Here is a 22,671-nt window from a genome sequence, read left to right as displayed (position 1 = left end):
CAAAACCGGGCGTGGGAAGTCAGTAGTACCCGTCTGCGTCACCGAACCCACGGTGAGCACTAGTTATACGAGGATGCAGCGATGAACACGCTGGACGAGCTCGACGCCCGGTCGCGGCGCACCGACATCCCGGACTTCCGGGCCGGTGACACGCTCAAGGTGTACGCCCGGGTCGTCGAAGGTAACCGTTCCCGTGTCCAGGTCTTCCAGGGCGTCGTGATCGGTCGTCAGGGCAGTGGCCTGCGCGAGACCTTCAAGATTCGCAAGATCAGCTTCGGCGTCGGCGTCGAGCGGACCTACCCGTTCAACAGCCCGGTGATCGACAAGATCGAGGTCGTCACCCGTGGTGACGTCCGCCGCGCCAAGCTCTACTACCTGCGTGAGCTCCGTGGCAAGAAGGCCAAGATCAAGGAGCTGCGGGAGAAGCAGTCCGTCTGAGCCTCTCAGATCCGGCACAGCCACGAGGGCCTAGGCTGTCGGCTGTGCCGGATGATGAACCATTCCAGCCCTACCGCCCGTAACTTCCCCTAGCCGGGAAACCCGGGCGGTAGTGCTGTATCCGGGGGCGGTTCGGCCGGTAGGCGTCAGGAGATGCGAAGCGTGGATCCGATGGAAGGCTATCGTCCGTCCCCTCGTCGGCGGTCGATGCTCAGGCGCAAGGAGATGCCGCTCTGGCAGGAGCTGCCCTTGCTGCTGGTGGTGGCGTTCTGCCTGGCCGTGCTCATCCGGACCTTTCTGGTCCAGGCGTTCTACATCCCCTCGGGGTCGATGCAGAAGACGCTGGAGCTCAAGGACCGGGTGCTGGTCAACAAGGTCGTCTACGACATGCGCGACCCGCTGCGTGGCGAGATCGTGGTGTTCCGCGGCACCGACAACTGGGCGCCGGAGGTCACCGAGCCGGTCAGCAACACGTTCGGGGCGAAACTCGGCCGCACCGTCGGCGACCTGGTCGGCGTCAGTCGTCCCGGCGAGCGGGACTTCATCAAACGGGTGATCGGTCTTCCGGGTGACAAGGTCGCCTGCTGTGACGAGCAGGGCCGGATCACGGTCAACGGGATCGGCATCGACGAGCCGTACATCGCGGACGGCTTCAACTCCGACCTGAGTCAGCCGGTGATCGCCGGTCAGTGCACCAGCCGCAAATTCGCTGAGGTCACCGTCCCGGCCGGGCAGATGTTCGTGATGGGCGACCATCGCCTGGTCTCCCAGGACGCTCGCTGCCAGGGGCCGGTCCCGATCCAGAACGTGATCGGCCGGGCCTTCGTCACCGTCTGGCCCAGCAGCAGATTCACCCAGCACGAGATCCCGGAGGTCTGGAAACAGTTCGCCAAGGATCATCCGACCGCGGCGATCGGGCCACCCGGGCCGCAGCCCCGGCAGGATCCCCAGGTCGCCGGCAGCCTCTTCCCGTTGCTGCTGACCGCGGCGCTATCCGCGCGTTCCACCATGTCGTTCGTAGCTCGACGACGTAGGCTCCGAGCGTGATTGACGAGCAGACCGAAAAGCGCCGCGGGTCCTTCTGGCGCGAGCTTCCCATTCTGCTGGGCGTGGCGATCCTCGTCGCCGTCCTGGTGCGCGCCTTCGTGTTGCAGACGTTCTACATCCCGTCCGAATCCATGGAGCACACGCTGAACGTGTGGGACCGGGTGCTCGTCAACAAGCTCGTCTACGACTTCCGTGATCCGAAACGCGGCGAGATCATCGTCTTCAAGGCGCCCGCCGACTGGCAGTCCGGCGTCGAGGGGGAGGACTTCATCAAGCGGGTCATCGGCACCCCCGGTGATCACGTGGTCTGCTGCGACAACCAGAGCCGGCTGGTGATCAACGGGCACTCGCTCGACGAGCCGTACATCTACACCAGCGCCGACGGCGACCGGAACCAGGTGGCGGACGAGAAGTTCGACATCACGGTCCCGGCCGGGCGGCTCTGGGTGATGGGCGACCACCGCGAGGCCTCCGGTGACTCGCTGGAGCACTACGAGCAGAGCACCGCGGCCGACGAGGCCGGCAAGCTGCAGGACGCGACGACCACCATCGACTCGGTGGTCGGCCGGGCGTTCGTCACCTTCTGGCCGATCGGCCGCGCCACGTGGCTGACCGTGCCCGATACGTACGCGGACATCCCGGACGCCGCCGCTCAGTAGAGAGGGCGGTTCGGAAGATCGACGACCAGTGCTTAGTCTTGACGGGTGACCGAGTCGAACCAGCCCGCCATCGCGCGCCGTGCCGGCCGGGTGCTTCTGGTCGACCGGGCCGGCCGCGCCCTGCTCCTGCACGGCAGCGATCCGGCCCGGCCGGGGATGCGCTGGTGGTTCACGCCCGGCGGCGGGCTGGAGCCGGGCGAGAGCACGGTGCAGGCCGCCGCGCGGGAGCTGTTCGAGGAGACCGGGCTGCGCGTCGACGCCGGTGACCTGGGCGAGCCGATCCGCCACGAGCGGGCCGAATTCTCCTACGACGGCCGTGACTACGTGCAGACGCAGGACTTCTTCCTGTTCCGGGTGCCCGAGTGGCAGGTCGACACCGCCGGGATGGACGAGGAGGAGCAGCTCACCATCATCGAGCATCGCTGGTGGTCGGCGGCCGAGCTCGAGGCGACCGGCGAGCTGATCTACCCCGCCGATCTGGCCGGGCTGCTGCGCGACCACGTCGACGGCGCCTCCTCGGCGTCGTCAGGGGCGGCTGACGGCGTACGGGAAATGGGTCTCTAGATGTTGGCTCCTCCTCGCACCGTGGTCCGCCGGGAGGCCGGGCTCTACGCCCTGGAGCAGGCGCTGCAGCGGCGCGGTTTCGAGCACGTGGCCGGCGCCGACGAGGCCGGCCGGGGGGCGTGTGCCGGTCCGCTGGTCGCCGCCGCGGCGATTCTGCCCGCGGGCAAGCGGGGCGAGGTGCCCGGGCTCGCCGACTCGAAACTGCTGACCGCCGCCGCCCGTGAGCGGGTCTACGCGGAGGTCGTCGACCGCGCGCTGGCCTGGTCCGTGATGATCATCCCGCCGGCCGAGGTGGATGCGCGCGGCCTGCACGTCTGCAACCTGGCGGCGATGCGGCGGGCGCTCGCGTCCCTGACCGTCCGCCCGGAGTACGTGCTGACCGACGGCTTCCCGGTCGACGGGCTGGGCGTGCCCGGCCTGGCGGTGTGGAAGGGCGACCGGGTGGCGGCCTGCGTCGCGGCGGCCAGCGTGCTCGCCAAGGTCACCCGGGACCGGCTGATGGTCGAGCTGCACGACCAGTTCCCGGAGTACGGATTTGCCGTGCACAAGGGTTACATAACGGACGAGCACAGTGCCGCGCTGCTGCGCCACGGGCCCTGCGTCGAGCACCGCTTCTCGTATGTGAACGTGGCCGCCGCCTCGGGCCGTGGCAACGTGCCGCCGCGTGCCCGCCGGCCGGCCGCTCCGGCGCCGGTGCCGTCCCTGTTCGATGTATCCGTTACCGAGCCGCTGCTGCTTCCGGGCGCGGCTGAGGGTACCGTCGGCGTGGCGTCGGGCGAGCAGCCTCAGCCGTCGCCGTCGGTGGGGGAAGATGAGGCCATGGAGGGCGAGACACGATGAGCGCAGAGGATCTCGAGAAGTACGAGACCGAGATGGAGCTGCAGCTCTACCGGGAGTACCGCGACATCGTCCGCCAGTTCTCCTACGTCGTGGAGACCGAGCGTCGGTTCTACCTGGCCAACCAGGTGGACCTGCACGTGCGCAACTCCGACGGCGAGGTGTATTTCGAGGTCGAGATGCACGACGCCTGGGTCTGGGACATGTACCGTCCGGCCCGGTTCGTCAAGAACGTGCGGGTGATGACGTTCAAGGACGTGAACGTCGAAGAGCTGGAGAAACCGGACATCTCACTGCCGGATGACGCCGGCTTCGGAGGCTGACGGGTTTCCACACCGCGCGGTTGTCCACAGGGCGAGTCGCCGGCCGGCTGAGAGCCGTCCAGACTCGCCCGCATGTTTTTCTTTATGGCTCTCGTCCTGGCGGTGCCCGGCTCGTTCTCGTGGCCGGTGACACCGCCACAGGTCACGCGGCGGTTCGAGGCGCCGCCGCAGCCGTGGCTGGCCGGGCACCGAGGTGTCGACCTCGGCGGGCGGCCCGGTCTGACGGTTGAGGCCGCCGCGGGCGGGACGGTCGTCTTCGCCGGCCGGGTCGCCGGGCGCGGAGTGGTCAGCGTGGCGCACGCCGGTGGACTGCGCAGCACCTACGAGCCGGTCACCGCGTCGGTCGCCGCGGGAGACGCGGTGACCGCGGGCGAACCGCTGGGGGTTCTGGAGGCAGGACACGCCGGTTGCCCGGTCAGCGCCTGCCTGCACTGGGGTGTCCGGCGGGGCCGGGACTACCTGGACCCGTTGACGTTGCTCGGGCTCGGGCCGGTGAGACTGCTACCAATGCCAGGCGTTGAGCAGGCCGGGTAGGCGCTCGGCGAGATGGTGATACTCCTCCGGGCGGTTGTAGATCTGCGCGCTCAACCGCAGCAGCCCCCGGCCGCCCCACGCGTTCACCTGCGTCTCGACGGCCAGCTTGTCGGCGATGTGCTGGCGCAGCGCGTGCGCCTCCGGGATGGTGGTGGCCAGGCCGGCCGGGAGCGGGACGATCCGCATCGAGACACCCGGCCCCGGATCCGGCAGCTCGGCCGGCGCCAGATCGAGCGCCTCGCCCAGCACCCGCTGACCATAGGCGGCCAGCGCGACGTTGTGCTCCCGGATCGCCTCCAGCCCCAGCGTGCGCATCGCGAAGACCGCGGCCGGCGCGGACAGCCACGGGGAATAGTCCAGCGTCCCCTGGAACTCGACCGACAGCGGGAACCCCTGATCGTGCTCCCACGAGACGACCAGCGGATCGATCCGCCGCCGCCACTCCGGCGCCACCACCAGCAGCGACGTGCCGCGCGGCGCCCACGCCCACTTGTGCAGGTTGCCGACCCAGAAATCCGCCCCGATCTCCGAGACGTTCACCGGCACCATGCCCGGCACGTGCGCACCGTCGACGAAGACCGGGATGCCCTGGGAACGCGCTGCCGCCACGATCTCGCGCACCGGCAACAGCGTGGCGGTGGCCGACGTCACCTGGTCGATGATCAGCAGTTTCGTGCGGCCGGGGCGGAGAGCGATCCGTACCCGGGAAATGATCTCCGGCCCGGAGGCGCCCAGCGGCACCGCGACCGTCCGCGCGGTCGCACCCGTCCGGCGGCACTCGCGCCGCACCGCCATCGCGACCGCGCCATAGGTGTGATCGGTGAGCAGCACCTCGTCCGACGGGCCCAGCCCGGCCGACTGCAACACCAGGCTGACCGCGGCCGTGGTGTTCGTGGTCAGCGCGCTGCCGTCCGGGTCCGCGCCGAGGAACGCGGCCAGATGCCGTCGGGTGTGGACGATCCGGTCCAGCAGGCCGACGCCGAAGAAACGCATCGGATTCAGGTCCATCTCGTCACGTAGCCGCTGCTGGGCGCGCTGGACACTGATCGGGAGCGCGCCGAACGACCCGTGGTTGAGGTAGGACACCGCCGGATCCAGCGAGAACAGCAACCGGGCGCCGGGGACGGGCTGCGGTGGATCTTCGGCGCTCATGGTTTCCGATCGTACGGCGTCTCAGGCCCGCGGATGCGCCTGACGGAACGCCGCACGCAGCCGCTCGGTGGAGACATGGGTGTAGATCTGCGTGCTCGACAACGAACTGTGGCCGAGCAGCTCCTGGACGGCTCGCAGGTCGGCGCCGCCGTCGAGCAGGTGGGTGGCGGCGGAGTGGCGCAGGTCGTGCGGTTTGGTGTGGGGGAGGCCGGCGTTCCGGGCGGCGGTGGCGACCACGCGGCGGACCACGGTCGGTTGCAGCCGGCCGCCTTTGCGGCCCAGGAAGAGGGCGTCGGTGGCGGATTTCCCTTTACTGCCCTTCAGCGCCCCGGCCCTTCCTGCGCCGCTCGTCGTCGCGTCGGCTCCGGCATGGATTGTGCCGCCGGCCCGATGCTGCGTGCGGGTGGCCTCGTGCTCCGCACGGGCGGATCCGGCCAGGGCGGGGCGGCCTTGGCGCAGCCAGGTGTCCAGGGCGTCGCGGGCCGGGTGACCGTAGGGGACCGCGCGCTCCTTGCCGCCCTTGCCGAAGACGCGGACCACCTGCCGGGCGTGATCGATGTCGGACACGTCGAGGTCACAGAGTTCGCTGACGCGGATCCCGGTCGCGTAGAGCAGCTCCAGCACCGCCCGATCCCGGATCGCCACCTCGTCCGCCTGATCTCCCTCGCCGACCGGGCCGGGCCGGGTACCGGGGGCCGTGACCAAGGCCTCCGCCTGCTCAGCGCGGAGGACATGCGGGAGATCACGGTGCGCGCGGGGACTGGCCAGCGCGGCGCCGGCGTCGGACGGGGCCAGGCCGACCCGGTGAGACCAAGCGGTGAAGGTCCGGGCCGCTGCGGCTCGCCGGGCCTGCGAGGTACGGGCGGCGCCCTCACCCAACCGCGCTGCGAGCCACCCGCGGAGGGCCGTGACGTCCAGGTCCGCCACCGACGAACAGCCCTGGTCGGCGGCGTGCGTGAGCAGTGAGACCACGTCACCCAGATACGCCCGCACGGTGTGGGCCGACCGATCCTCGACGACCGCCAGGTGATGCCCGAACCGGTCCACGGCCTCCCGTAGCTCCGGAGGCAGCGCCTCGTGCAGCTCGGTCACTCGTTTCGGCCGGGGCCGTCGTCGATGGGCGTCCACGGTGTTCAGTGTGCCGCGGATTCTTGTCGTACCCCGACCGTAGGGTCGGGGCATGTCATGGGCGGGTCAGATGGACGCGGTCGGCGGGGTGGACTGTCTCGCCGCCGGCCGGAGTGGTCACGACCAGCACCGGCACGCCCTCGCCGAGGCGGTGCTTGCGGCGCTCGGCGTCGGTCGGCATCCGGGCGCTGACGCGTTCACCGCGGGCCAGCGTGACGACCTGCACCGGTTCCGGCACGCGGACGAAGGTTCCGCGTGGGCGGTCGACCGTGACCAGCCCCTCGGTGCGCAGCTGGCCGATCGCCTGACGCACCGTGGTGCGGCTGAGCCCGTGATCCTGAGCCAGGCGCAGCTCGCTCGGCAGCGGCTCGCCGGGCCCCAACTCGCCGGACTGGATACGATCCCGCAGCAGGTCAGCAAGCTGTCGAAAGACCGCCCGGTCCGCCGAATGATCGATCATGACCACTATTTTACGTGACCACGATCCTCCGTCACGTTGTACCTACAGACCCATGTAACTACAATGGAGACGCCGCCTCGGAAGGCCAAGCCGGCCGGGGCGGAAGAACGGGCGACGGTTTTGCCAGGCCGGTCAGTGACTGCTGGGCGCGACCGTCGCCCGTTCGCCTCGGCTCGTCGTGCTGGCCTCGGCTCGTCGTGCTCGCCTGGGATGTCGTGCCGGCGTCGGGTTGTCGTGCCGGCGTCGGGTTGTCGTGCTGGCGTTGCGGCACGGCGGCGCGGGGTGGCTCGTCGAATCGTCCTGGCCTGGGCTGGTCCGGGGCGTCGGCGTGGATTGTCAACGGCGTGGTGGCTCGTGCCAGGCCCAGGCGAGGAACCGGTCGTGGAGGTTCACCGGTTTCCCGCCGTCGATCACCATGTCCTGGAGCGCGTCGTACATCTGCGCCGACAGGTATATCCGCAGCAGCGACGGAAACGCCCGGTACTCGTAGAGCAGCCGGGCCTGGGCGGTGGGGCACGGCCAGGGGCGGCCACAGGCGTGGCAGTCCCAGTTCGGCCGTTCATGCAGGTGTTCAGTTCCCTGTGTGGCGGTCAACGATGTTCCCCCCGAATCTGGCCTGCACCATCACGGCCGGCTGCGCCCATTGCCGCCTGATCGCCGCGCCGCGCCGCGACTCGCTCGCCGTGGTTTGGCTTGCCCCGGTTCGGCTTTTTCTGCTCGGCTTTCTCTGCTCGGCTTGCTCGTCTCGGTCTGCTCGGCCCGCTTGCCCGGCTCGGCTCGCCCGGGCTCGGGTTGCTCCGGCTCGGCTCGCCCGGGCTCGGGTTGCTCCGGCTCGGCTCGCCCGGGCTCGGGTTGCTCCGGCTCGGCTCGCCCGGCTCGGCGAAGACCCGCCGGGCCGCGGGCCGCCGCTTTGGCCGTGATGGGCCGACACGGCGACGCCCACAGGCCGTACCGCTCAGTTGTGGTTTTCATCTTTGAAGTTCGCTGTGGAAGCCGTCCGGGGGCGGATCGTTGCCTCTCGCCGCGTGCCGCTCGGCCGTGCGTCCGGGTTCACGGTTCCGCCCGTCGGTGCGCCTCCCGCCTCCTTGCTGTGCTGGTCAGTGCTGGTCGCGGCGCCGGTGCAGGTGGTTCTTGAACGGGTCGTTGCAGACGGTGCGATGGCGCTGCCCGGGCGTCAGGTTGCCGGCCCGTCCGACGTTGGCCTCCGAATGCCGGTGCCGGGGCACGGAGGCTCGACCGGTCGGACGCGCGGCCGGTCTGCCCGCCGGAATGCTGTCCCGGCTCGGCTGTTTGTCGGCCTCCGGGCTGTTCATCGCCTCGATGAGCGAGTCGAGCCCGGCCGTCATCGTGTCGCTGGTCTCGTCCGGCTCGTCGCCGAGCCGACCACGTGCTGCCATGCTGGGTTCGGGCTCGTCGCCGAGCCGGCCGCGTGCTGCCATGCCGGGCTCGCCGCCGAGCCGGCCGGGCGCTGGTGTGCTGCGCTGTGCGCCATCGCCTATGCGATCGGGTGTCGACGCGCTGGGATCCGCCGCGGTGCCGAACCAGCCGCGTGCCCGCGCCGGAATAGTCGTTTTCGGCGCATCCTTGTGGGCCTGGTCCTTGGCCGCCGAGCCTCCCGCCGTTTCGGGGCTGAGCCCCGTTCGTTCATCGCCGGGCTCTTCCGAGTCCGGATCCGGGGAGTCGTGCGACCGGGTGTTGTGGACAGTCGGCGCCCGGCGCTGCTCGGGCACCGTCACCGTGCGGGGCGTCTGCCGATCCGGAGGAGCTTTGTCGGAATGTGCGGGCGGGCCCGTCCGCTCCTGGGCATCACCGCGCGGCGGGTACGGCTTGACCGGCGCCGGCACCAGCCGGTCCACGCAGGGCGCCAGCAGCCCGCACCGGCACCGCCGCCACAGTGTGCGCCAGTCGCGGCGGTGACGTGGCGAAACGGGAACCGGTCCACTTGTCGGGCGACATCTAGTCATGGCGAGCATGGTAATGGACGTAGGACTAGCTGTCTCCCGCCAACGTGCCGTACGCCTAATAGTCTCGCGCCTACGGTCGATCATGTGGGAGTGAAGCCGATCCGCCTCATGGGCGCACACGAGATCCGTATCCGCCTGGGCGGTGTGAGTCGTCAGAGGGCGTACCAGATCACCAGCCGCGCGGACTTTCCGAAGCCGGTCGCGGACCTCGCCCAGGGCAAGGTGTGGCTGACCGAGGACGTCGAGGCGTGGATGAAGGTCCACCGCCGTGACCTGGATGAATCCGAGGACTGATCGCCTCTTCGGCGGCTCGGGTCCACCGGCTGGACCCGACCGCCCGGGCGTCGTCCGGCCGTGGCGGCGGGGGCTCGTCCCGCGTACAAAGTTTCCGCAGAGATTTGCCGCGAAAAGCGTGCTCAGTGCCGTGGTCAAGATCGACGTGACGATCTCTCCGATCCACTGGAGACGGTGGATTTGTCCGACCGTCGGCGGCGGAAGAATGTCGGCGCTTTCACCCGATCGGGTGGTGGGGGTCATCTGACTAGCCGCCCCGGGACGCGAGCATGACGCCGCCCTCGGTGCGGATCACCAGACCCGCGGCCTCCAACAGGGACAGACGCCGCAGGACGGTACGCAGGTCCAGCCGGGCCTCCGCGGCCAGTTCCTCCGCCGTCGCCGTACCGCGGTGGGGGAGAGCCTCCAGGATCAGTGACGACTCCTCGTCCAGCAGGTCCCGGAGGTGCTCACGCCCGCGCGGCGCCGGCTCCAGGTACTCCCCGATCCGGCCGACCTCCTCCAATACGTCGGCGACCGAGGTGACCAGGCGGGCGGTCGGGTACTTCCGCAGCAGTTCGTGGCAGCCGACCGACATCGCCGAGGTCACCGGACCCGGCACGATCATTCCGGGGCGGTCGAGGGCGAGCACCCGGCTCATCGTCTGGGTGGCGCCGCTGCGCGCGGCCGCCTCGACCACGACCGTGCCCACGGTGGCGGCGGCGATCACCCGGTTCCGGATCAGGAAACGGTGCCTCAGCGGCTCGGCTCCGGGCGGCCACTCGCTGATCAGCAGCCCGCGTTCGGCGATGCGGGCGAACATCTCCGAGTTCTGCACCGGGTACGGCCGGTCGACCCCGCACGCCAGCACCGACACGGTTGCGCCGTTCGCGGCGAGCGCGGCGCGGTGAGCGGCTGCGTCGATCCCGTACGCGCCTCCCGAGACCACGGTCCAGCCGCGTTCGGCCAGGCCGTACGCCAGCTCGTTGGTGACGTGCGTGCCGTAGCCGGTGGACGCCCTCGCACCGACGATCGCCACCGACCGTTCCAGCGTCTCGCCGAGGGGGAGGTCACCCCGTACCCAGAAGCAGAGCGGCGGACGGGTGTCGCGGTTGACCCGCATGCCGCTGTCGATCTCCAGGGTGGCCAGGGTGTCGACGCGGGCCGGCCACTCGGCGTCGGAGGGCACGACCAGGCGGGCGCCGGCTTCCTCGGCGAGGCGCATCGCGTCCGCGGCGATGTGCCGGGCGTCGCCGGCCGCGGTCCGGGCGGTGACCGCGGAGCGCAGCCATCGGTCCGGTACGTCCCCGGCGAGCAGCCGGTCCAGAGCGGTCGGGGCGCCGATCTGTTGGACCAGGGTCCAGATCGCCCGGTTGCCGGGCTCGGCGAGCCAGGTGAGCGCGGCCCGCGCCATCCGATCGGCGTGACTGCCGGGCTCGTTCATCGCCCCACCACCGCGTCATCGGCGGGGCCGGCGGGCCCGGGGCCGATGGCCGTGCGATCTCCCGGTGGATCTTCTTCCGCCGCGGAGGCAGTCGGATCAGGCCGTCCCGGCGTGGGATGCGATCGACGAGCCGCAGCCGTGGAGGCCGGACCCACGTTCCCGGTCCGGAGCTGCAGGGCTTCTGCCACGTCGTCGCCGCCGGGGCGGTCACGCCCGTCGAGGTCCGCGATGGTCCACGCAAGCCGGAGCACTCGATCGAACCCGCGGGCCGAAACCGTCCCCCGATCCAGCGCGGTGCGCAGAGCGACGGTGTCGCGTGCCGGCAGCAGCCAGGGCGGCTGCCGGAGTCGTGGCCCCGGCACGTCGGCATTGACCCGCCAGCCGCCCCGGGAGTTCCACCGCTCCACTGCCGCGGTGCGTGCCCGCAGGACGCGGGCCGCCACCGAGGCGGAGGACTCGGCCGGACCCTTCTCGGTGATGAGTTGCGCGGCTCGCATCGGTAGGAGATCGATGCGGATGTCCACCCGGTCGAGCAGCGGGCCGGAGAGCCGGCCGATGTAGCGCTGCCGGATCTGCGGACTGCAGGTGCAGCGTTGATCCGTGCTGGCGCAAGGGCAGGGGTTGGCGGCGAGGACCAACTGGGCCCGAGCCGGGTACTCGGTGGTGCCACGGGCCCGGGCCAGTACCACCCGCCCACTTTCCAGCGGTTGCCGTAACGCCTGCAGTGTCGTCCGGGCGATCTCCGGGGCCTCGTCCAGAAAGAGGACGCCCCGATGTGCGAGGGAGAGCGCCCCGGGCCGAGCCAGCCCACTCCCCCCACCGATCAACGCCGCCGAACTCGAACTGTGGTGAGGCGCCTGATAGGGCGGCCGCCGGATCAGCCCACTGTCCGGCGGCAGCACCCCGGCGATCGACTGCAGTGCGGTCACTTCCAGCGCCGCCTCGTCGTCGAGCGTCGGCAGGATCGAGGGCAGCCGTTCGGCGAGCATCGTCTTGCCCGCGCCGGGCGGTCCGAGCAGGACGAGGTGGTGACCGCCGGCGGCGGCGATCTCCAGCGCGTACCGCCCGAACTGCTGCCCGGCGACGTCGGCCAGGTCAGGCCCGGTGACCGGTGGTGCCGGTGACTCCGGCGGCGGGTCGAGCAGTTGTTCGGTGCCGCGGACGAAGTCGGCCAGGCGGCGCAGCGAGTCCACCGCGCGGACCGTCACGCCGGGCACCACGGTCGCCTCGCGGGCGTTGGCCAGCGGCACGATGACCCGGCTGATCCCGGCCTGGGCGGCGGCGGCCACCATCGGGAGCACGCCGCGGACCGGGCGCACTGTCCCGTCCAGTCCGAGTTCGCCGAGCAGGATCACCCCGTCCAGCGGCCCGATCGGCAGGTCACCGGCGCCGGTCAGCAGCGCCGCGGCGATGGCCAGATCGAAGCTGCTGCCGTGTTTGGGCAGGGCGGCCGGGAGCAGGTTGACCGTGATCCGCCCGTGCGGCCAGTCGCAGCCGCTGTTCACCACGGCGGCGCGGACCCGGTCGCGGGCCTGCTGGAGCGCGGCGTCGGGCAGCCCGGTCAGCACCACGGCGGGCAGGCCCGGGGAGAGGTCGGCCTCCACCTCGACCAGGCGGCCGGCGACCCCGACCAGGCCGACGCAGAGCACCCGTGCGTAGCTCATCAGAACGCCGCCCGGATGTGCACGACCCGGCTGGCGCCTCGCGGCTGCGGGAGCACCTCCACCACGTCGAACCGGATCTGCGGGGCGCGGGTCGCGGTCTCGGCGAGCCAGCACATCGCCAGCAACCGCAGTTTGTTCACCTTGCGGGCGTCGATCGCACCGGCCGGTGGCCCGAACGTCGCCGTCCGCCGCGTCTTCACCTCGCAGAACACCACGCAGTCGCCGTCCCGCAGGATGAGGTCGACCTCCCCGTCGGAACATCGCCAGTTGCGGGCCAGGATGGTCAGCCCGCGCTCTTCCAGATGCCGGGCGGCGATTCGTTCGCCGTACGCCCCGACCGCCTGCCGCTGATTCGTCATGCCGCGGGACGCTGGCAGGAACCGCGGCCCGCGGTGCAACGCCCTGTGGACGGAGCGTCATTGTGGATTTCCGCTCGGTCACCGACCGGGTGTGATATGTGCCTGGCTGTGGCTTTGCTGACCGGTCTCGCCTACCGTGCGAGTTCGTGGAGCATCGTTACGCCGACGAGTCCGGCCCGACCTGGTACTCCGGAAGCCGCTACACCGACCCACCGCGCTATCCGAACGAGCCGGAGACGTCCGGGTCGCACGCGTTGCGCGAGGACGCGTACGACACCGGTGCGGTCCGCCTGCCCGAGCAGCGTCCCGCCGAGCCCGAGCCACGCTCGCCGTACGAGTCGGGGCGTATCCCGGTCCGCGGCCCGGAATACCCGACGATTCCGCCGCCGCCGCCGGTGGGCCGGCCGACAACCGTGGTGCCCCCGGTCGCCGCGGTGCGGACACGACGCCCGGTCTCGTCGGTGCTCGTGGTGATCGCGACGCTCGTCCTGTTCCTGCCGACGCTGCGCCTGCTCGTGAGCGTGACGTTCGCCTCCGACCCGGCCGCGCGCGGCATCGTCCCGGCGGTGCTGCTCACGCTCGGGCTCGCACTGACCGGTTTCGGCTTGTTCACGGTGGGCGGCAACGGGGTGAACGGGGAGCGGGACGCTTGGCTGCGCGCTCCACTGGCGTACCTGCCCATCGGTTTGATCTTGATGGTGGCGGCCGGTCTCGCGGTCGCGTGACGAAAACGGCCCGCGGCTCGGTGGGAAACGGGTTGGCGTATGCTTGGTCCCGGCGACCGCCCAGGCGGTCGACCTCGCGCGCCCTCCGACCGTTCTGACCGCTGATCCTGGTGTGTCGGCCGGCGGCGACGGCCCTCCCTGGTCCCGATGATCTTTCGGGCCCGACTGCGGCCGCCGACCGGGCGCCAGGACGCTCACCGCCGGTGGGCGTGACAACCAGGGAAGATCAGGGAGCACCACCATGGCCGTCGTGACCATGCGTCAGCTGCTGGAGAGCGGTGTCCACTTCGGGCACCAGACCCGTCGCTGGAACCCGAAGATGAAGCGCTTCATCTTCACCGAGCGCAACGGCATCTACATCATCGACCTGCGCCAGACCCTCGAGTACATCGAGAAGGCGTACGCCTACGTGCGGGACACCGTCGCCGAGGGTGGTCACATCCTCTTCGTCGGTACCAAGAAGCAGGCGCAGGAGGCCATCGCCGAGCAGGCGACGCGGGTCGGTCAGCCGTACGTGAACCACCGTTGGCTCGGCGGCATGCTGACCAACTTCCAGACCGTTTACAAGCGCCTTCAGCGGATGAAGGAGCTCGAGGCTCTGGGTGACCTGAGCGGCACCGCCGCCGGTTACACCAAGAAGGAGACCCTCCAGCTCTCCCGCGAGAAGGAGAAGCTCACCAAGACCCTCGGTGGTCTGCGTGACATGACCAAGGTGCCGTCGGCGATCTGGGTCGTGGACACGAAGAAGGAGCACATCGCGGTCGACGAGGCGCGCAAGCTCAACATCCCGGTCATCGCGGTGCTGGACACCAACTGTGACCCGGACGAGGTCGACTTCCCGATCCCGGGTAACGACGACGCGATCCGTTCCGCCGAGCTGCTGACCAAGGTCATCGCCGCTGCGGTGGCCGACGGTCTGATCGCCCGCTCCGGCCGCGGCCGCGGTGGCGCGGACGAGAAGCCCGAGGCCGGCACCGTCGCCGCCGGCGAGCCGCTGCCCGAGTGGGAGCGGGACCTCTACGAGGGTGCCGAGAAGAAGGCCGACGAGGCTGCCCCGGCCGCCGCTGCTGAGCCGGCCGCTGCTGAGCCGGCCGCTGCTGAGCCGGCCGCTGCTGAGCCGGCCGAGCCGGTCGCCGCCGCGCCCGCTGCCGAGTAAGTCAACCGACGTGCTTCCGGCCGCCGCTGTTGATCAGGCGGCGGCCGTTTTCCCGACTGACATCGAGAGAAGAGTCATGGCTAACTACACCGCCGCGGACGTGAAGAAGCTCCGCGAACTCACCGGTGCCGGCATGATGGACTGCAAGAAGGCCCTGGAGGAGTCCGACGGCGACTTCGACAAGGCCGTCGAGTTCCTGCGCATCAAGGGTGCGAAGGACGTCGGCAAGCGGGCCAGCCGCACCGCCGCCAACGGCATCGTCAGCCACTCGGGCAAGGCTCTGCTCGAGCTGAACTGCGAGACCGACTTCGTCGCCAAGACCCCCGACTTCGTCGAGCTGGGCCAGCGTCTGGTGACCTTCGGCGAGCAGAACGGCATCGCCGACGCCGCCGCGCTGCTGGCCGCCACCATCGAGGACGGCAAGACCGTCGCCGACCTGGTGCAGGACTACGCCGCGAAGATCGGTGAGAAGATCGTCCTGAACCGCTTCGTGATCCTCGACGGCACCGTCGCGGTCTACCTGCACCGCAAGGCGCAGGACCTGCCGCCGCAGGTCGGCGTCCTCGTGCAGTACACGGGCAAGGACGACGAGGCGGCCGACTCGGACGCCCGCGGCATCGGCATGCAGATCACCGCGATGCGTCCGAAGTACCTGACCCGCGACGAGGTTCCGGCCGAGGTCGTCGAGTCGGAGCGCCGGATCGCCGAGCAGACCGCTCGCGAGGAGGGCAAGCCGGAGCAGGCGATCACCAAGATCGTCGAGGGCCGGGTCAACTCCTTCTTCAAGGACTTCGTCCTGCTCGAGCAGGCTTCGGTCGTCGACAACAAGAAGACGGTCAAGCAGATCGCCACCGAGGCCGGGATCGAGCTCACCAAGTTCGTCCGGTTCGAGGTCGGCCAGGAGTAAGGCACCACACAGCAATGGCACGGGAGGTCGGGTACGCGATTGAGCGTCCGGCCTCCCGGTCGCATAAGGTCTCCTGCAGATAGCGAAGGGAAGGCGGGTCTCATGACGATGGTGACCGACCAGTCCGCCACGGTCGACGAGAACCCGCCGGCCGGGCGGCCGCGCCGGGTCGTGCTGAAGCTGTCGGGCGAGGTGTTCGGCGGCGGCGCGGTCGGCGTCGACCCCGACGTGGTGCAGGCGCTGGCCAAGCAGATCGCCACGGTGAACCGACTGGGCATCCAGGTCGCCGTCGTGGTCGGTGGCGGCAACTTCTTCCGCGGCGCCGAGCTGCAGAAACGCGGCATGGACCGGAACCGCGCCGACTACATGGGCATGCTCGGCACGGTGATGAACTGCCTGGCCCTCCAGGACTTCCTGGAGAAGGAAGGCATCGAGACCCGGGTCCAGACCGCCATCCACATGGCCCAGGTCGCCGAGCCGTATATTCCGCTCCGCGCGATCCGCCACCTGGAGAAGGGTCGCGTCGTGATCTTCGGCGCCGGCGCCGGCATGCCGTATTTCTCCACCGACACGGTGACCGCCCAGCGCGCGCTGGAGATCCACGCCGACATGGTGCTGATGAGCAAGAACGGCGTCGACGGGGTCTACACCGCCGACCCGCGCATCGACCCGGACGCGCAGAAGCTGGACAACATCACGTTCCAGGAGGTCATCCAGCGCGGGCTGCGGGTGGCCGACCAGGCGGCGTTCAGCCTCTGCGAGGAGAACAAGCTGCAGATGCTGGTCTTCGGCGCGGACGGTGACGACACCATCGTGCGCGCGTGTGCCGGCGAGAAGATCGGCACCCTGATCACCGCCTGAGTTCGCGCTCGAACACAAGCCACATTCCGCACCACAGAAGAGAGCGAGGAGAGCCGGTGATCGAGGAAATCCTTTTCGAGGCCGAAGAGAAGATGGACAGCGCGGTCGAGCACGCCAAGGAGGAGTTCGCCGCCATCCGGACCGGCCGGGCCACCCCGGCGATGTTCTCGAAGATCGTGGTGGACTACTACGGCGCACCGACGCCGGTGACGCAGATGGCTTCCGTCGGCGTCCCGGAGCCGCGCATGGTCATCGTCAAGCCGTATGACAACACCCAGCTCGGCCCGATCGAGCGCGCCATCCGTGACTCGGATCTCGGGGTCAACCCGAACAACGAGGGTACCCAGCTGCGCATTCACCTTCCGCAGATGACCGAGGAACGCCGCCGCGAGATGATCAAGGTGGCGCGGGGCAAGGCGGAGGAAGGCCGGGTCGCGATCCGCAACGTGCGCCGCAAGGCCAAGGAGCAGATCGACAAGCTGGTCAAGGACGGCGAGACCGGCGAGGATGATGGGCGTCGCGCCGAGAAGGAGCTCGACGACGTCACCCACCGTTACGTCGCGGTGGTCGACGAACTGGTCAAGCACAAGGAAGCCGAGCTGCTCGAAGTCTGATGTCCTACCTCGATCCGCGTGCCGGGCAATCCTCCGGCGAGTCGTACGCCTCTCCGGCGTTCGAGAATCCCGCCTGGCACGCGGACGACAAGGCGCCATCCGACCAGCCCAAGCGTGGCCCCGGTAAGCGCCGGGCCGGTCGCGGTCGTGCCCCCGAGGGCAAGAGCCGCGCCGGTCGCAACCTCCCGGCCGCCATCGCCGTCGGGCTCAGCCTGGGCCTGGTCGTCCTGGCGTCGCTGCTGGTCTGGTCGCCGGCCCTGCTGGGCGTGCTGGTCCTGGCCGCCGGCGTCGGGGTCTGGGAGACCGCCCGGGCGATGAACGTCATCGGCGCCCGCCCGCCGGTCATCCCGCTGATCGCCGGCACGGTCGTGATGACCGGCCTGGCCTGGTACGCGGGGCCCGACGCGCTCGCTCTGGGCCTGCTCGCCACGATCGGCGCCGCGACTCTCTGGCGGCTGGCCGACGGTGTGGCCGCGGTCCGCCGTGATTTCACCCCGATCACGCTGATCGCGGTCTACGTGCCGTTCCTGCTGAGCTTCGCCGCGATGCTGGTGCAGCCGGACGACGGCAAGTGGCGGGTGCTAGCCACGGTCGTCGGCGTAGTGCTCTCCGACACCGGTGGTTACGCCGCCGGCGTCTTCCTCGGCAAGCACCCGATGGCCCCGAGGATCAGCCCGAAGAAGTCCTGGGAGGGCTTCGCCGGTTCGATCACCGCGTCCGCGATCGGCTCCGGCGCGCTGCTGTTCTTCCTGATGGATGTACCGGTCTACTACGGCCTGCTGTTCGGCGCCGTGATCTCGATCGTCGCGGTGATGGGTGACCTGGCCGAGTCGATGCTCAAGCGCGACCTCGGCGTGAAGGACATGAGCAACCTGCTGCCCGGCCATGGCGGGCTGATGGATCGGCTGGACTCCATCCTCTTTGCGGTTCCCACGGCCTACCTGCTCTTCGCGATCATCGCGCCGAACTAGCCATGGGCGACTCACCGGAACAGCGTGGGAGACTGGATACGCCATGACGATTCTTCCGGTCATCCCGATCAGCCCCGACCAGCCCGACGCGGTGCAGACCCGCCGCCGTCCGAGCATGCCTCCGCGCCACCTCGCCGACCTCGACCTCGCCGCGCGCCAGGCCGCGGTGACCGCCCTCGGCGAGCCGGCTTTCCGGGCCAAGCAGCTCTCCACCCACTACTTCGGCCGCCTCGTGCGTGACGCCGCCGCGATGACCGACCTGCCGTCGGCCACGCGTGACAAGCTCACCGCCGAGCTGCTGCCCACGCTGCTGACCCCGATCCGCGAGCAGGCCTGTGACGACGGCGCCACCCGCAAGGCGCTCTGGCGGCTGCACGACGGCGCGCTCGTCGAGAGCGTGCTGATGGGCTACCCGGACCGGGTCACCGCCTGTGTCTCCAGCCAGGCCGGCTGCGGCATGGCCTGCCCGTTCTGCGCGACCGGCCAGCAGGGCCTGACCCGCAACCTGTCGGTGGCCGAGATCGTCGACCAGGTGGTCTATTTGGCCGGGGTCGCCGCCTCGGGCGCGGTCACCGGTTCACCGCCCCGCCTGTCCCGGGTGGTCTTCATGGGGATGGGCGAGCCGCTGGCGAACTATCCCCGGGTCATCGAGGCGGTTCGCCGCCTGACCACCCCGGCTCCGGAGGGCCTGGGTCTTTCACAACGGCACATCACGGTGTCCACGGTGGGTTTGGTGCCCGCAATGCGCCGGTTGATCGCCGAACAGCTCTCGGTGACTCTTGCGTTGTCACTGCATGCCCCCGATGATGATCTGCGCGATGAGCTTGTGCCCGTCAACCAGCGTTGGAAGGTGGCCGAGGTGCTCGATGCCGCGTTTGATTACGCGGCGCAGACCGGCCGTCGGGTCTCCATCGAATACGCCCTGATCAGGGACGTAAACGATCAGCCCTGGCGTGCCGACCTGCTCGGCCGCCTACTGCACGGCAAGCTGGCCCATGTGAACCTCATCCCGCTCAACCCGACTCCGGGCAGCAAGTGGGACGCGAGCCCCAAACCGGTCGAGCGGGAGTTCGTCCGGCGGCTGCGAGAGGCCGGCGTGTCGACCACGGTCCGCGACACCCGCGGCCGGGAGATCGACGGTGCCTGTGGCCAGCTGGCTGCGGGAGAGTTGACGCAGGCGGGCGCAGGGGCCGTCGCAGCCGGCGCGGAGGTGGCACAGTGACTGGGCGGAAGTCCCAGCGAGCGGAGTGGGAGACGTTGTGAGTAGTCAGGGACAGCGTTTCCGGCGGCGTGCGCTGCGCCGGGGCTACAAGGTCGACGAGGTCGACGCGTTCCTGGACCGCGTCGAGGCGACCCTGGCCGGCGAGCAGGTCGGCCCGCCGGTCGCCGCGCAGGAGGTACACGACGTCGTCTTCCGCGTTCGCTTCGGTGGCTACGACGAGTGGCAGGTCGACCTGCACCTCGACCGGGTCGAGCGTCAGCTCGCCGAGTTCGAGGAGCGCGGCGGCCGCCCGGTCGACCCGATGCGTGACTCGATGCGCAGTGGCCTGACCGCCGACCGCTCCGGCGCGATCGACCGCGGCTCCATCGAGCGTTCCGGCCCGCTGGGCCAGCCGAGCGGCCCGCCCGCACTTTCCGGCGGCATGCCGCGCAACGGCATGGCCGGTGCCGGCATGGGTATGGGCGGCCCGCCGCAGCCGCCGCAGTTCGGCAACCCGCAGCAGCAGCAGCCCCCGCAGTTCGGTAACCCGAACCAGCCGCAGTTCGGCAACCCCCCGGGCATGGGTCCCGGGATGAATCCGGGCATGGCGCAGACCGAGCGGCTTCCCGCCCCGGTCCGCGACGACCGGATGATGCCGCCGGGTATGCCCCCGCAGATGCCGCAGCGTCAGCCGATGCAGCAGCCCGATCCGTATGGTGGCGGTCGTTACGACGAGCCCACCACCTACGGTCAGCAGCCGCAGCTACCCCAGCGTCAGGCCCCGCAGGGCTATGACCAGGGCGGTTACGACGAGCCCACGACGTTCGGCGGTTTCGAGCCGGGCCGGCACGGCCGGACCGACATGACCGCCGAGATCCGTATGCCCGACCGTGATCCGCGCGGCGGTGGCTACGGTGGCCCGCCGCAGCCGGCCCCGCCCCAGTTCGGGAACCCGAACCAGCCGCCGCCCGGCATGCCGGGTTCGGCGGTCCCGGGTGCTCCGATGAGCGGCCCGCCGGGTGGTTACGGTCAGCCTCAGCAGCCGCAGGCGGGCCCGCCGATCGGTGAGCCCGGCGGCGAGCTCTACCGGGTGGACCAGTTGCGCCGCACGTTCCAGCCGCGGCGCTTCGGCAGCGGTTACGACCCGTCGCAGGTCGACCGGCTGTTCGAGGGCATCCTGCAGGCGATGACCGGTCGCGGCCCGATGCCGGTGAACGAGAACGACCTGGACATGCTTCAGTTCGGCCTGGTGCCGAACGGGTATTTCGAGGCCGAGGTCGACGCGGCCCTGCGCGAGGTGAAGGACATCCTGCTGCGCGGCGGTCGCCGGTAAAGCGAAAGGGCCCGCGGTGAGCGGGCCCTTCTGCGTTGTCCCGCAGAGTCAGTCGTTCGGCCGCAGACCGGCCTTGCGCAGCACCACGTCACCGATGACCGCGGCGACGAGGCCGATCGCGATCACGACGAGCCACACCTTCTCCGTGTTGCCCTCCTGGTTGCCCCAGAAGAACATGAGAAGCACCACGGCGGAGATGATCGCGCCCTTTTGCGCCCGCCGGCGGTTGGTCGGCTTCAGCTGGTCCGGAGCGTGGACGTCCTGGTGTTCTTCCAACGCCGACACGTCGGTCCTCCTCGTCGATGATCTGTGCGTCGTCCACAGTCTGTCACGGGGCCGCTGGGCACGAGCCAGCAACCCGGCTGTACTTTCGATGCGGTCACCAAGCCGCCGAAGGTACGGTTACAAGCCGCCGAAGCAGAGGAGCGACAAGTGCGGATCACGGGCACCGGCCATGCGAGCATGCGGATCGACACGGCCGCGGGCAGCATTCTGACGGATCCGTGGGTGAATCCGGCGTATTTCGCCTCTTGGTTCCCGTTTCCGGACAACTCACAGCTCGACTGGGAGACGCTGGGCGACGTCGACTACCTCTACGTCTCCCACCTGCACCGGGACCACTTCGACGCCGAGCACCTCAAGCGGTTTGTCAACAAGAAGGCCACCGTCCTGCTCCCGGAGTACCCGACGAGTCAGCTCGAGGACGAGCTGCGTGATCTGGGCTTCACCAGCTTCCTGCGGACGAAGTCGGACGAGGTGCACGAGCTCGACGGCGGCCTCAAGATCATGATTCAGGCGCTGATCAGCCCGACCGACGGCCCGATCGGTGACTCCTCGCTCTGGGTGGAGCACGACGGCATCCGCCTGCTGAATCAGAACGACGCCCGCCCGGCCGACCTGACCCGCTTCACCGAGCTGGGCCACGTGCACGCGCACATGCTGCAGTTCTCCGGCGCCATCTGGTACCCGATGGTCTACGAGCTGCCGGAGAACGCGAAGACCGCGTTCGGCAAGCAGAAGCGCGAGCGGCAGTTCGACCGCACCTGGCGCTACATCGACGACCTGAAGGCGGACTTCGTCTTCCCGATCGCCGGCCCGCCGTGCTTCCTCGACGACAGCCTGTGGCAGTTCAACGACATCCACGGTGATGAGGGGAACATCTTCCCCGACCAGTCCGTCTTCCTGTCGGAATATGCCAAGGTCGGCGGCACCAACGCGGTCGTCCAGCTGCCCGGCAGCGTGACCGTGCTCACCGACGGCGGCACGAAGCAGACCACCGAGCACCCGATGCCGGTCGAGGAGTTCTTCGCCAACAAGAAGGCCCACCTGGAGGAGATGCGGGAGCGCAAGGCCCCGATCATCGCCGCCGAGAAGGAGTCCTGGCGCCATCCCGAGATCGACGTGCTCGGCGCGATGAAGAAGCGGATCGAGCCGCTCCTGGAGGAGTCGATCTACATGGCGAACGGGGTCGGCGGCCCGGTCCGCTTCGACCTCACCGACTCGTTCGGCCCCGACGGCGAGGTCGTCGAGTCGATCGTCGTCGACTTCCCCGGCAAGCAGGTCCGGAAGTATGCCGACGAGAAGGTGCGCTACCGCTTCAAGACCGGCCGCGCCCTGATCGAGCACCTGATCCACGTCGACGAGGGCGACTGGGTCAACTCCCTGTTCCTGAGCTGCCGCTTCTCCGCCGCGCGCATCGGGCAGTACAACGAGTTCGTCTACGCCTTCTTCAAATGCCTCTCCGAGGAGCGGCTGCAATATGCGGAGGGTTGGTACGACGAGCACGAGAAGGCCGTCGACGCCGAGGACACCCAGTTCGGCGACTGGACCGTGCAGCGCCGCTGCCCGCACCTGAAGGCCGACCTGTCCCGCTTCGGCGTCCTCGACGGCAACGTCCTGACCTGCCAGCTGCACGGCTGGAAGTTCGACCTCCCGAGCGGCCGTTGCCTCACCGGTGTGGGCCACAAAATCCGAGCCCACAAAACCGAAACCCCGTAAACCCTTCTCTGGTACGGGCGTTGTGGCCCCGAACCGCACCCCACAACGCCCGCCCCGCA

At 69.9% G+C, this 22,671-nt stretch carries 25 protein-coding genes and 1 pseudogene; 17 read left to right on the top strand and 9 right to left on the bottom strand.

From position 1 onward, the window contains the following. The first annotated feature begins 81 nt into the window (after positions 1 to 81). The 7 genes from rplS to ACH442_RS08355 all read left to right on the top strand — a co-directional run bounded on the left by rplS (position 82) and on the right by ACH442_RS08355 (position 4,402). Positions 82 to 438, top strand: coding sequence for a 50S ribosomal protein L19 (gene rplS / locus ACH442_RS08385; protein ID WP_396337275.1), 357 nt, complete (start codon positions 82 to 84; stop codon positions 436 to 438). Between the two features lie 207 nt (positions 439 to 645). Continuing rightward, complete coding sequence (gene lepB / locus ACH442_RS08380; RefSeq protein WP_396337274.1) at positions 646 to 1,485, top strand: signal peptidase I; 840 nt, start codon at positions 646 to 648, stop codon at positions 1,483 to 1,485. Further along, positions 1,482 to 2,144, top strand: a complete 663-nt coding sequence (gene lepB / locus ACH442_RS08375; protein ID WP_396337273.1) for a signal peptidase I — start codon at positions 1,482 to 1,484, stop codon at positions 2,142 to 2,144. The genes lepB (ACH442_RS08380) and lepB (ACH442_RS08375) overlap by 4 nt, the downstream gene beginning before the upstream one ends. 45 nt (positions 2,145 to 2,189) lie before the next feature. Next, complete coding sequence (locus ACH442_RS08370; protein WP_396337272.1) at positions 2,190 to 2,708, top strand: NUDIX hydrolase; 519 nt, start codon at positions 2,190 to 2,192, stop codon at positions 2,706 to 2,708. Next, positions 2,709 to 3,548, top strand: coding sequence for a ribonuclease HII (locus ACH442_RS08365; RefSeq protein WP_396337271.1), 840 nt, complete (start codon positions 2,709 to 2,711; stop codon positions 3,546 to 3,548). It abuts the gene before it with no gap. Further along, positions 3,545 to 3,868 (top strand): DUF2469 domain-containing protein, encoded by a 324-nt coding sequence (locus ACH442_RS08360; RefSeq protein WP_014447123.1) that lies wholly within the window; start codon positions 3,545 to 3,547, stop codon positions 3,866 to 3,868. The genes ACH442_RS08365 and ACH442_RS08360 overlap by 4 nt, the downstream gene beginning before the upstream one ends. Positions 3,869 to 3,952: 84 nt before the next feature. Continuing rightward, the gene (locus ACH442_RS08355; protein ID WP_396337270.1) at positions 3,953 to 4,402 is read left to right on the top strand and encodes a murein hydrolase activator EnvC family protein; all 450 of its coding nucleotides are present in this window, start codon (positions 3,953 to 3,955) and stop codon (positions 4,400 to 4,402) included. Here the strand turns inward: ACH442_RS08355 and ACH442_RS08350 are convergent. The 5 genes from ACH442_RS08350 to ACH442_RS08330 all read right to left on the bottom strand — a co-directional run bounded on the left by ACH442_RS08350 (position 4,370) and on the right by ACH442_RS08330 (position 8,998). Continuing rightward, positions 4,370 to 5,554 (bottom strand): aminotransferase class V-fold PLP-dependent enzyme, encoded by a 1,185-nt coding sequence (locus ACH442_RS08350; RefSeq protein WP_396337269.1) that lies wholly within the window; start codon positions 5,552 to 5,554, stop codon positions 4,370 to 4,372. The two genes, ACH442_RS08355 and ACH442_RS08350, sit on opposite strands and share 33 nt — an antisense overlap. Before the next feature lie 21 nt (positions 5,555 to 5,575). Further along, positions 5,576 to 6,682, bottom strand: coding sequence for a tyrosine recombinase XerC (locus tag ACH442_RS08345; RefSeq protein ID WP_396337268.1), 1,107 nt, complete (start codon positions 6,680 to 6,682; stop codon positions 5,576 to 5,578). A 55-nt stretch (positions 6,683 to 6,737) separates the two neighbouring features. Then, complete coding sequence (locus tag ACH442_RS08340; RefSeq protein WP_396337267.1) at positions 6,738 to 7,142, bottom strand: winged helix-turn-helix domain-containing protein; 405 nt, start codon at positions 7,140 to 7,142, stop codon at positions 6,738 to 6,740. A gap of 336 nt (positions 7,143 to 7,478) precedes the next feature. Then, entirely contained in the window at positions 7,479 to 7,736 is a 258-nt protein-coding gene (locus ACH442_RS08335; RefSeq protein ID WP_396337266.1) for a hypothetical protein, read from the bottom strand. A gap of 503 nt (positions 7,737 to 8,239) precedes the next feature. Continuing rightward, positions 8,240 to 8,998, bottom strand: a complete 759-nt coding sequence (locus ACH442_RS08330; RefSeq protein ID WP_396337265.1) for a hypothetical protein — start codon at positions 8,996 to 8,998, stop codon at positions 8,240 to 8,242. Between the two features lie 216 nt (positions 8,999 to 9,214). Here ACH442_RS08330 and ACH442_RS08325 point away from each other — a divergent pair, with 216 nt between their 5' ends. Continuing rightward, positions 9,215 to 9,400 carry an AlpA family phage regulatory protein gene (locus ACH442_RS08325; protein ID WP_052164533.1) on the top strand — a complete coding sequence of 62 codons (186 nt, stop codon included), beginning with the start codon at positions 9,215 to 9,217 and terminating at the stop codon, positions 9,398 to 9,400. 247 nt (positions 9,401 to 9,647) lie between these two features. Here the strand turns inward: ACH442_RS08325 and dprA are convergent, their stop codons facing one another. The 3 genes and pseudogenes from dprA to ACH442_RS08310 all read right to left on the bottom strand — a co-directional run bounded on the left by dprA (position 9,648) and on the right by ACH442_RS08310 (position 12,846). Further along, positions 9,648 to 10,823, bottom strand: coding sequence for a DNA-processing protein DprA (dprA, locus tag ACH442_RS08320; RefSeq protein WP_396337264.1), 1,176 nt, complete (start codon positions 10,821 to 10,823; stop codon positions 9,648 to 9,650). Between the two features lie 158 nt (positions 10,824 to 10,981). Next, a pseudogene (locus tag ACH442_RS08315) lies at positions 10,982 to 12,487 on the bottom strand (YifB family Mg chelatase-like AAA ATPase); the annotation flags it as partial. Further along, the gene (locus tag ACH442_RS08310) at positions 12,487 to 12,846 is read right to left on the bottom strand and encodes a YraN family protein (protein WP_396337263.1); all 360 of its coding nucleotides are present in this window, start codon (positions 12,844 to 12,846) and stop codon (positions 12,487 to 12,489) included. The gene ACH442_RS08310 and the pseudogene ACH442_RS08315, both read right to left, overlap by 1 nt. A gap of 146 nt (positions 12,847 to 12,992) precedes the next feature. On the opposite strand from ACH442_RS08310, the gene ACH442_RS08305 reads away from it, so the two are divergent. From ACH442_RS08305 to ACH442_RS08270, 8 genes are all read left to right on the top strand, one after another. Further along, positions 12,993 to 13,571, top strand: a complete 579-nt coding sequence (locus ACH442_RS08305; protein ID WP_396337262.1) for a hypothetical protein — start codon at positions 12,993 to 12,995, stop codon at positions 13,569 to 13,571. Positions 13,572 to 13,812: 241 nt separating this feature from the next. Further along, positions 13,813 to 14,727, top strand: a complete 915-nt coding sequence (gene rpsB, locus ACH442_RS08300) for a 30S ribosomal protein S2 (RefSeq protein WP_396337261.1) — start codon at positions 13,813 to 13,815, stop codon at positions 14,725 to 14,727. Between the two features lie 76 nt (positions 14,728 to 14,803). Next, positions 14,804 to 15,634, top strand: a complete 831-nt coding sequence (gene tsf / locus ACH442_RS08295) for a translation elongation factor Ts (RefSeq protein ID WP_396337260.1) — start codon at positions 14,804 to 14,806, stop codon at positions 15,632 to 15,634. Between the two features lie 108 nt (positions 15,635 to 15,742). Further along, positions 15,743 to 16,495, top strand: a complete 753-nt coding sequence (pyrH, locus tag ACH442_RS08290) for a UMP kinase (RefSeq protein WP_396337598.1) — start codon at positions 15,743 to 15,745, stop codon at positions 16,493 to 16,495. 56 nt (positions 16,496 to 16,551) lie between these two features. Continuing rightward, the gene (gene frr, locus ACH442_RS08285; protein WP_396337259.1) at positions 16,552 to 17,109 is read left to right on the top strand and encodes a ribosome recycling factor; all 558 of its coding nucleotides are present in this window, start codon (positions 16,552 to 16,554) and stop codon (positions 17,107 to 17,109) included. Continuing rightward, positions 17,109 to 18,080, top strand: a complete 972-nt coding sequence (locus ACH442_RS08280) for a phosphatidate cytidylyltransferase (RefSeq protein ID WP_396337258.1) — start codon at positions 17,109 to 17,111, stop codon at positions 18,078 to 18,080. Before frr ends, ACH442_RS08280 begins: the two co-directional genes overlap by 1 nt. A 43-nt stretch (positions 18,081 to 18,123) precedes the next feature. Next, positions 18,124 to 19,302, top strand: coding sequence for a 23S rRNA (adenine(2503)-C(2))-methyltransferase RlmN (gene rlmN, locus ACH442_RS08275; protein ID WP_396337257.1), 1,179 nt, complete (start codon positions 18,124 to 18,126; stop codon positions 19,300 to 19,302). A gap of 37 nt (positions 19,303 to 19,339) precedes the next feature. After that, positions 19,340 to 20,614 (top strand): DivIVA domain-containing protein, encoded by a 1,275-nt coding sequence (locus tag ACH442_RS08270; RefSeq protein ID WP_396337256.1) that lies wholly within the window; start codon positions 19,340 to 19,342, stop codon positions 20,612 to 20,614. Between the two features lie 48 nt (positions 20,615 to 20,662). Here the strand turns inward: ACH442_RS08270 and ACH442_RS08265 are convergent, their stop codons facing one another. Next, entirely contained in the window at positions 20,663 to 20,899 is a 237-nt protein-coding gene (locus tag ACH442_RS08265) for a DUF2631 domain-containing protein (protein WP_396337255.1), read from the bottom strand. Positions 20,900 to 21,046: 147 nt separating this feature from the next. On the opposite strand from ACH442_RS08265, the gene ACH442_RS08260 reads away from it, so the two are divergent. Next, positions 21,047 to 22,612, top strand: a complete 1,566-nt coding sequence (locus ACH442_RS08260; RefSeq protein ID WP_396337254.1) for a Rieske 2Fe-2S domain-containing protein — start codon at positions 21,047 to 21,049, stop codon at positions 22,610 to 22,612. Positions 22,613 to 22,671 lie beyond the last annotated feature (59 nt).

This window comes from Actinoplanes sp. NPDC020271 (assembly GCF_044388125.1).
Lineage (GTDB): Bacteria > Actinomycetota > Actinomycetes > Mycobacteriales > Micromonosporaceae > Actinoplanes.
Note: the sequence above shows the minus strand (reverse complement) of the source record. Positions and strands in the feature narration are given on the sequence as shown.

Bases quoted from the DNA above. Each gene is read 5' to 3' on its own strand.
- dprA (WP_396337264.1), bottom strand. From the start codon at position 10,823: ATGAACGAGCCCGGCAGTCACGCCGATCGGATGGCGCGGGCCGCGCTC.
- ACH442_RS08325 (WP_052164533.1), top strand. From the start codon at position 9,215: ATGGGCGCACACGAGATCCGTATCCGCCTGGGCGGTGTGAGTCGTCAG.
- ACH442_RS08355 (WP_396337270.1), top strand. From the start codon at position 3,953: ATGGCTCTCGTCCTGGCGGTGCCCGGCTCGTTCTCGTGGCCGGTGACA.
- rpsB (WP_396337261.1), top strand. From the start codon at position 13,813: ATGGCCGTCGTGACCATGCGTCAGCTGCTGGAGAGCGGTGTCCACTTC.
- ACH442_RS08350 (WP_396337269.1), bottom strand. From the start codon at position 5,554: ATGAGCGCCGAAGATCCACCGCAGCCCGTCCCCGGCGCCCGGTTGCTG.
- ACH442_RS08360 (WP_014447123.1), top strand. From the start codon at position 3,545: ATGAGCGCAGAGGATCTCGAGAAGTACGAGACCGAGATGGAGCTGCAG.
- pyrH (WP_396337598.1), top strand. From the start codon at position 15,743: ATGGTGACCGACCAGTCCGCCACGGTCGACGAGAACCCGCCGGCCGGG.
- ACH442_RS08340 (WP_396337267.1), bottom strand. From the start codon at position 7,142: ATGATCGATCATTCGGCGGACCGGGCGGTCTTTCGACAGCTTGCTGAC.
- ACH442_RS08365 (WP_396337271.1), top strand. From the start codon at position 2,709: ATGTTGGCTCCTCCTCGCACCGTGGTCCGCCGGGAGGCCGGGCTCTAC.
- ACH442_RS08280 (WP_396337258.1), top strand. From the start codon at position 17,109: ATGTCCTACCTCGATCCGCGTGCCGGGCAATCCTCCGGCGAGTCGTAC.
- ACH442_RS08310 (WP_396337263.1), bottom strand. From the start codon at position 12,846: ATGACGAATCAGCGGCAGGCGGTCGGGGCGTACGGCGAACGAATCGCC.
- rplS (WP_396337275.1), top strand. From the start codon at position 82: ATGAACACGCTGGACGAGCTCGACGCCCGGTCGCGGCGCACCGACATC.
- lepB (WP_396337274.1), top strand. From the start codon at position 646: ATGCTCAGGCGCAAGGAGATGCCGCTCTGGCAGGAGCTGCCCTTGCTG.
- tsf (WP_396337260.1), top strand. From the start codon at position 14,804: ATGGCTAACTACACCGCCGCGGACGTGAAGAAGCTCCGCGAACTCACC.
- rlmN (WP_396337257.1), top strand. From the start codon at position 18,124: ATGACGATTCTTCCGGTCATCCCGATCAGCCCCGACCAGCCCGACGCG.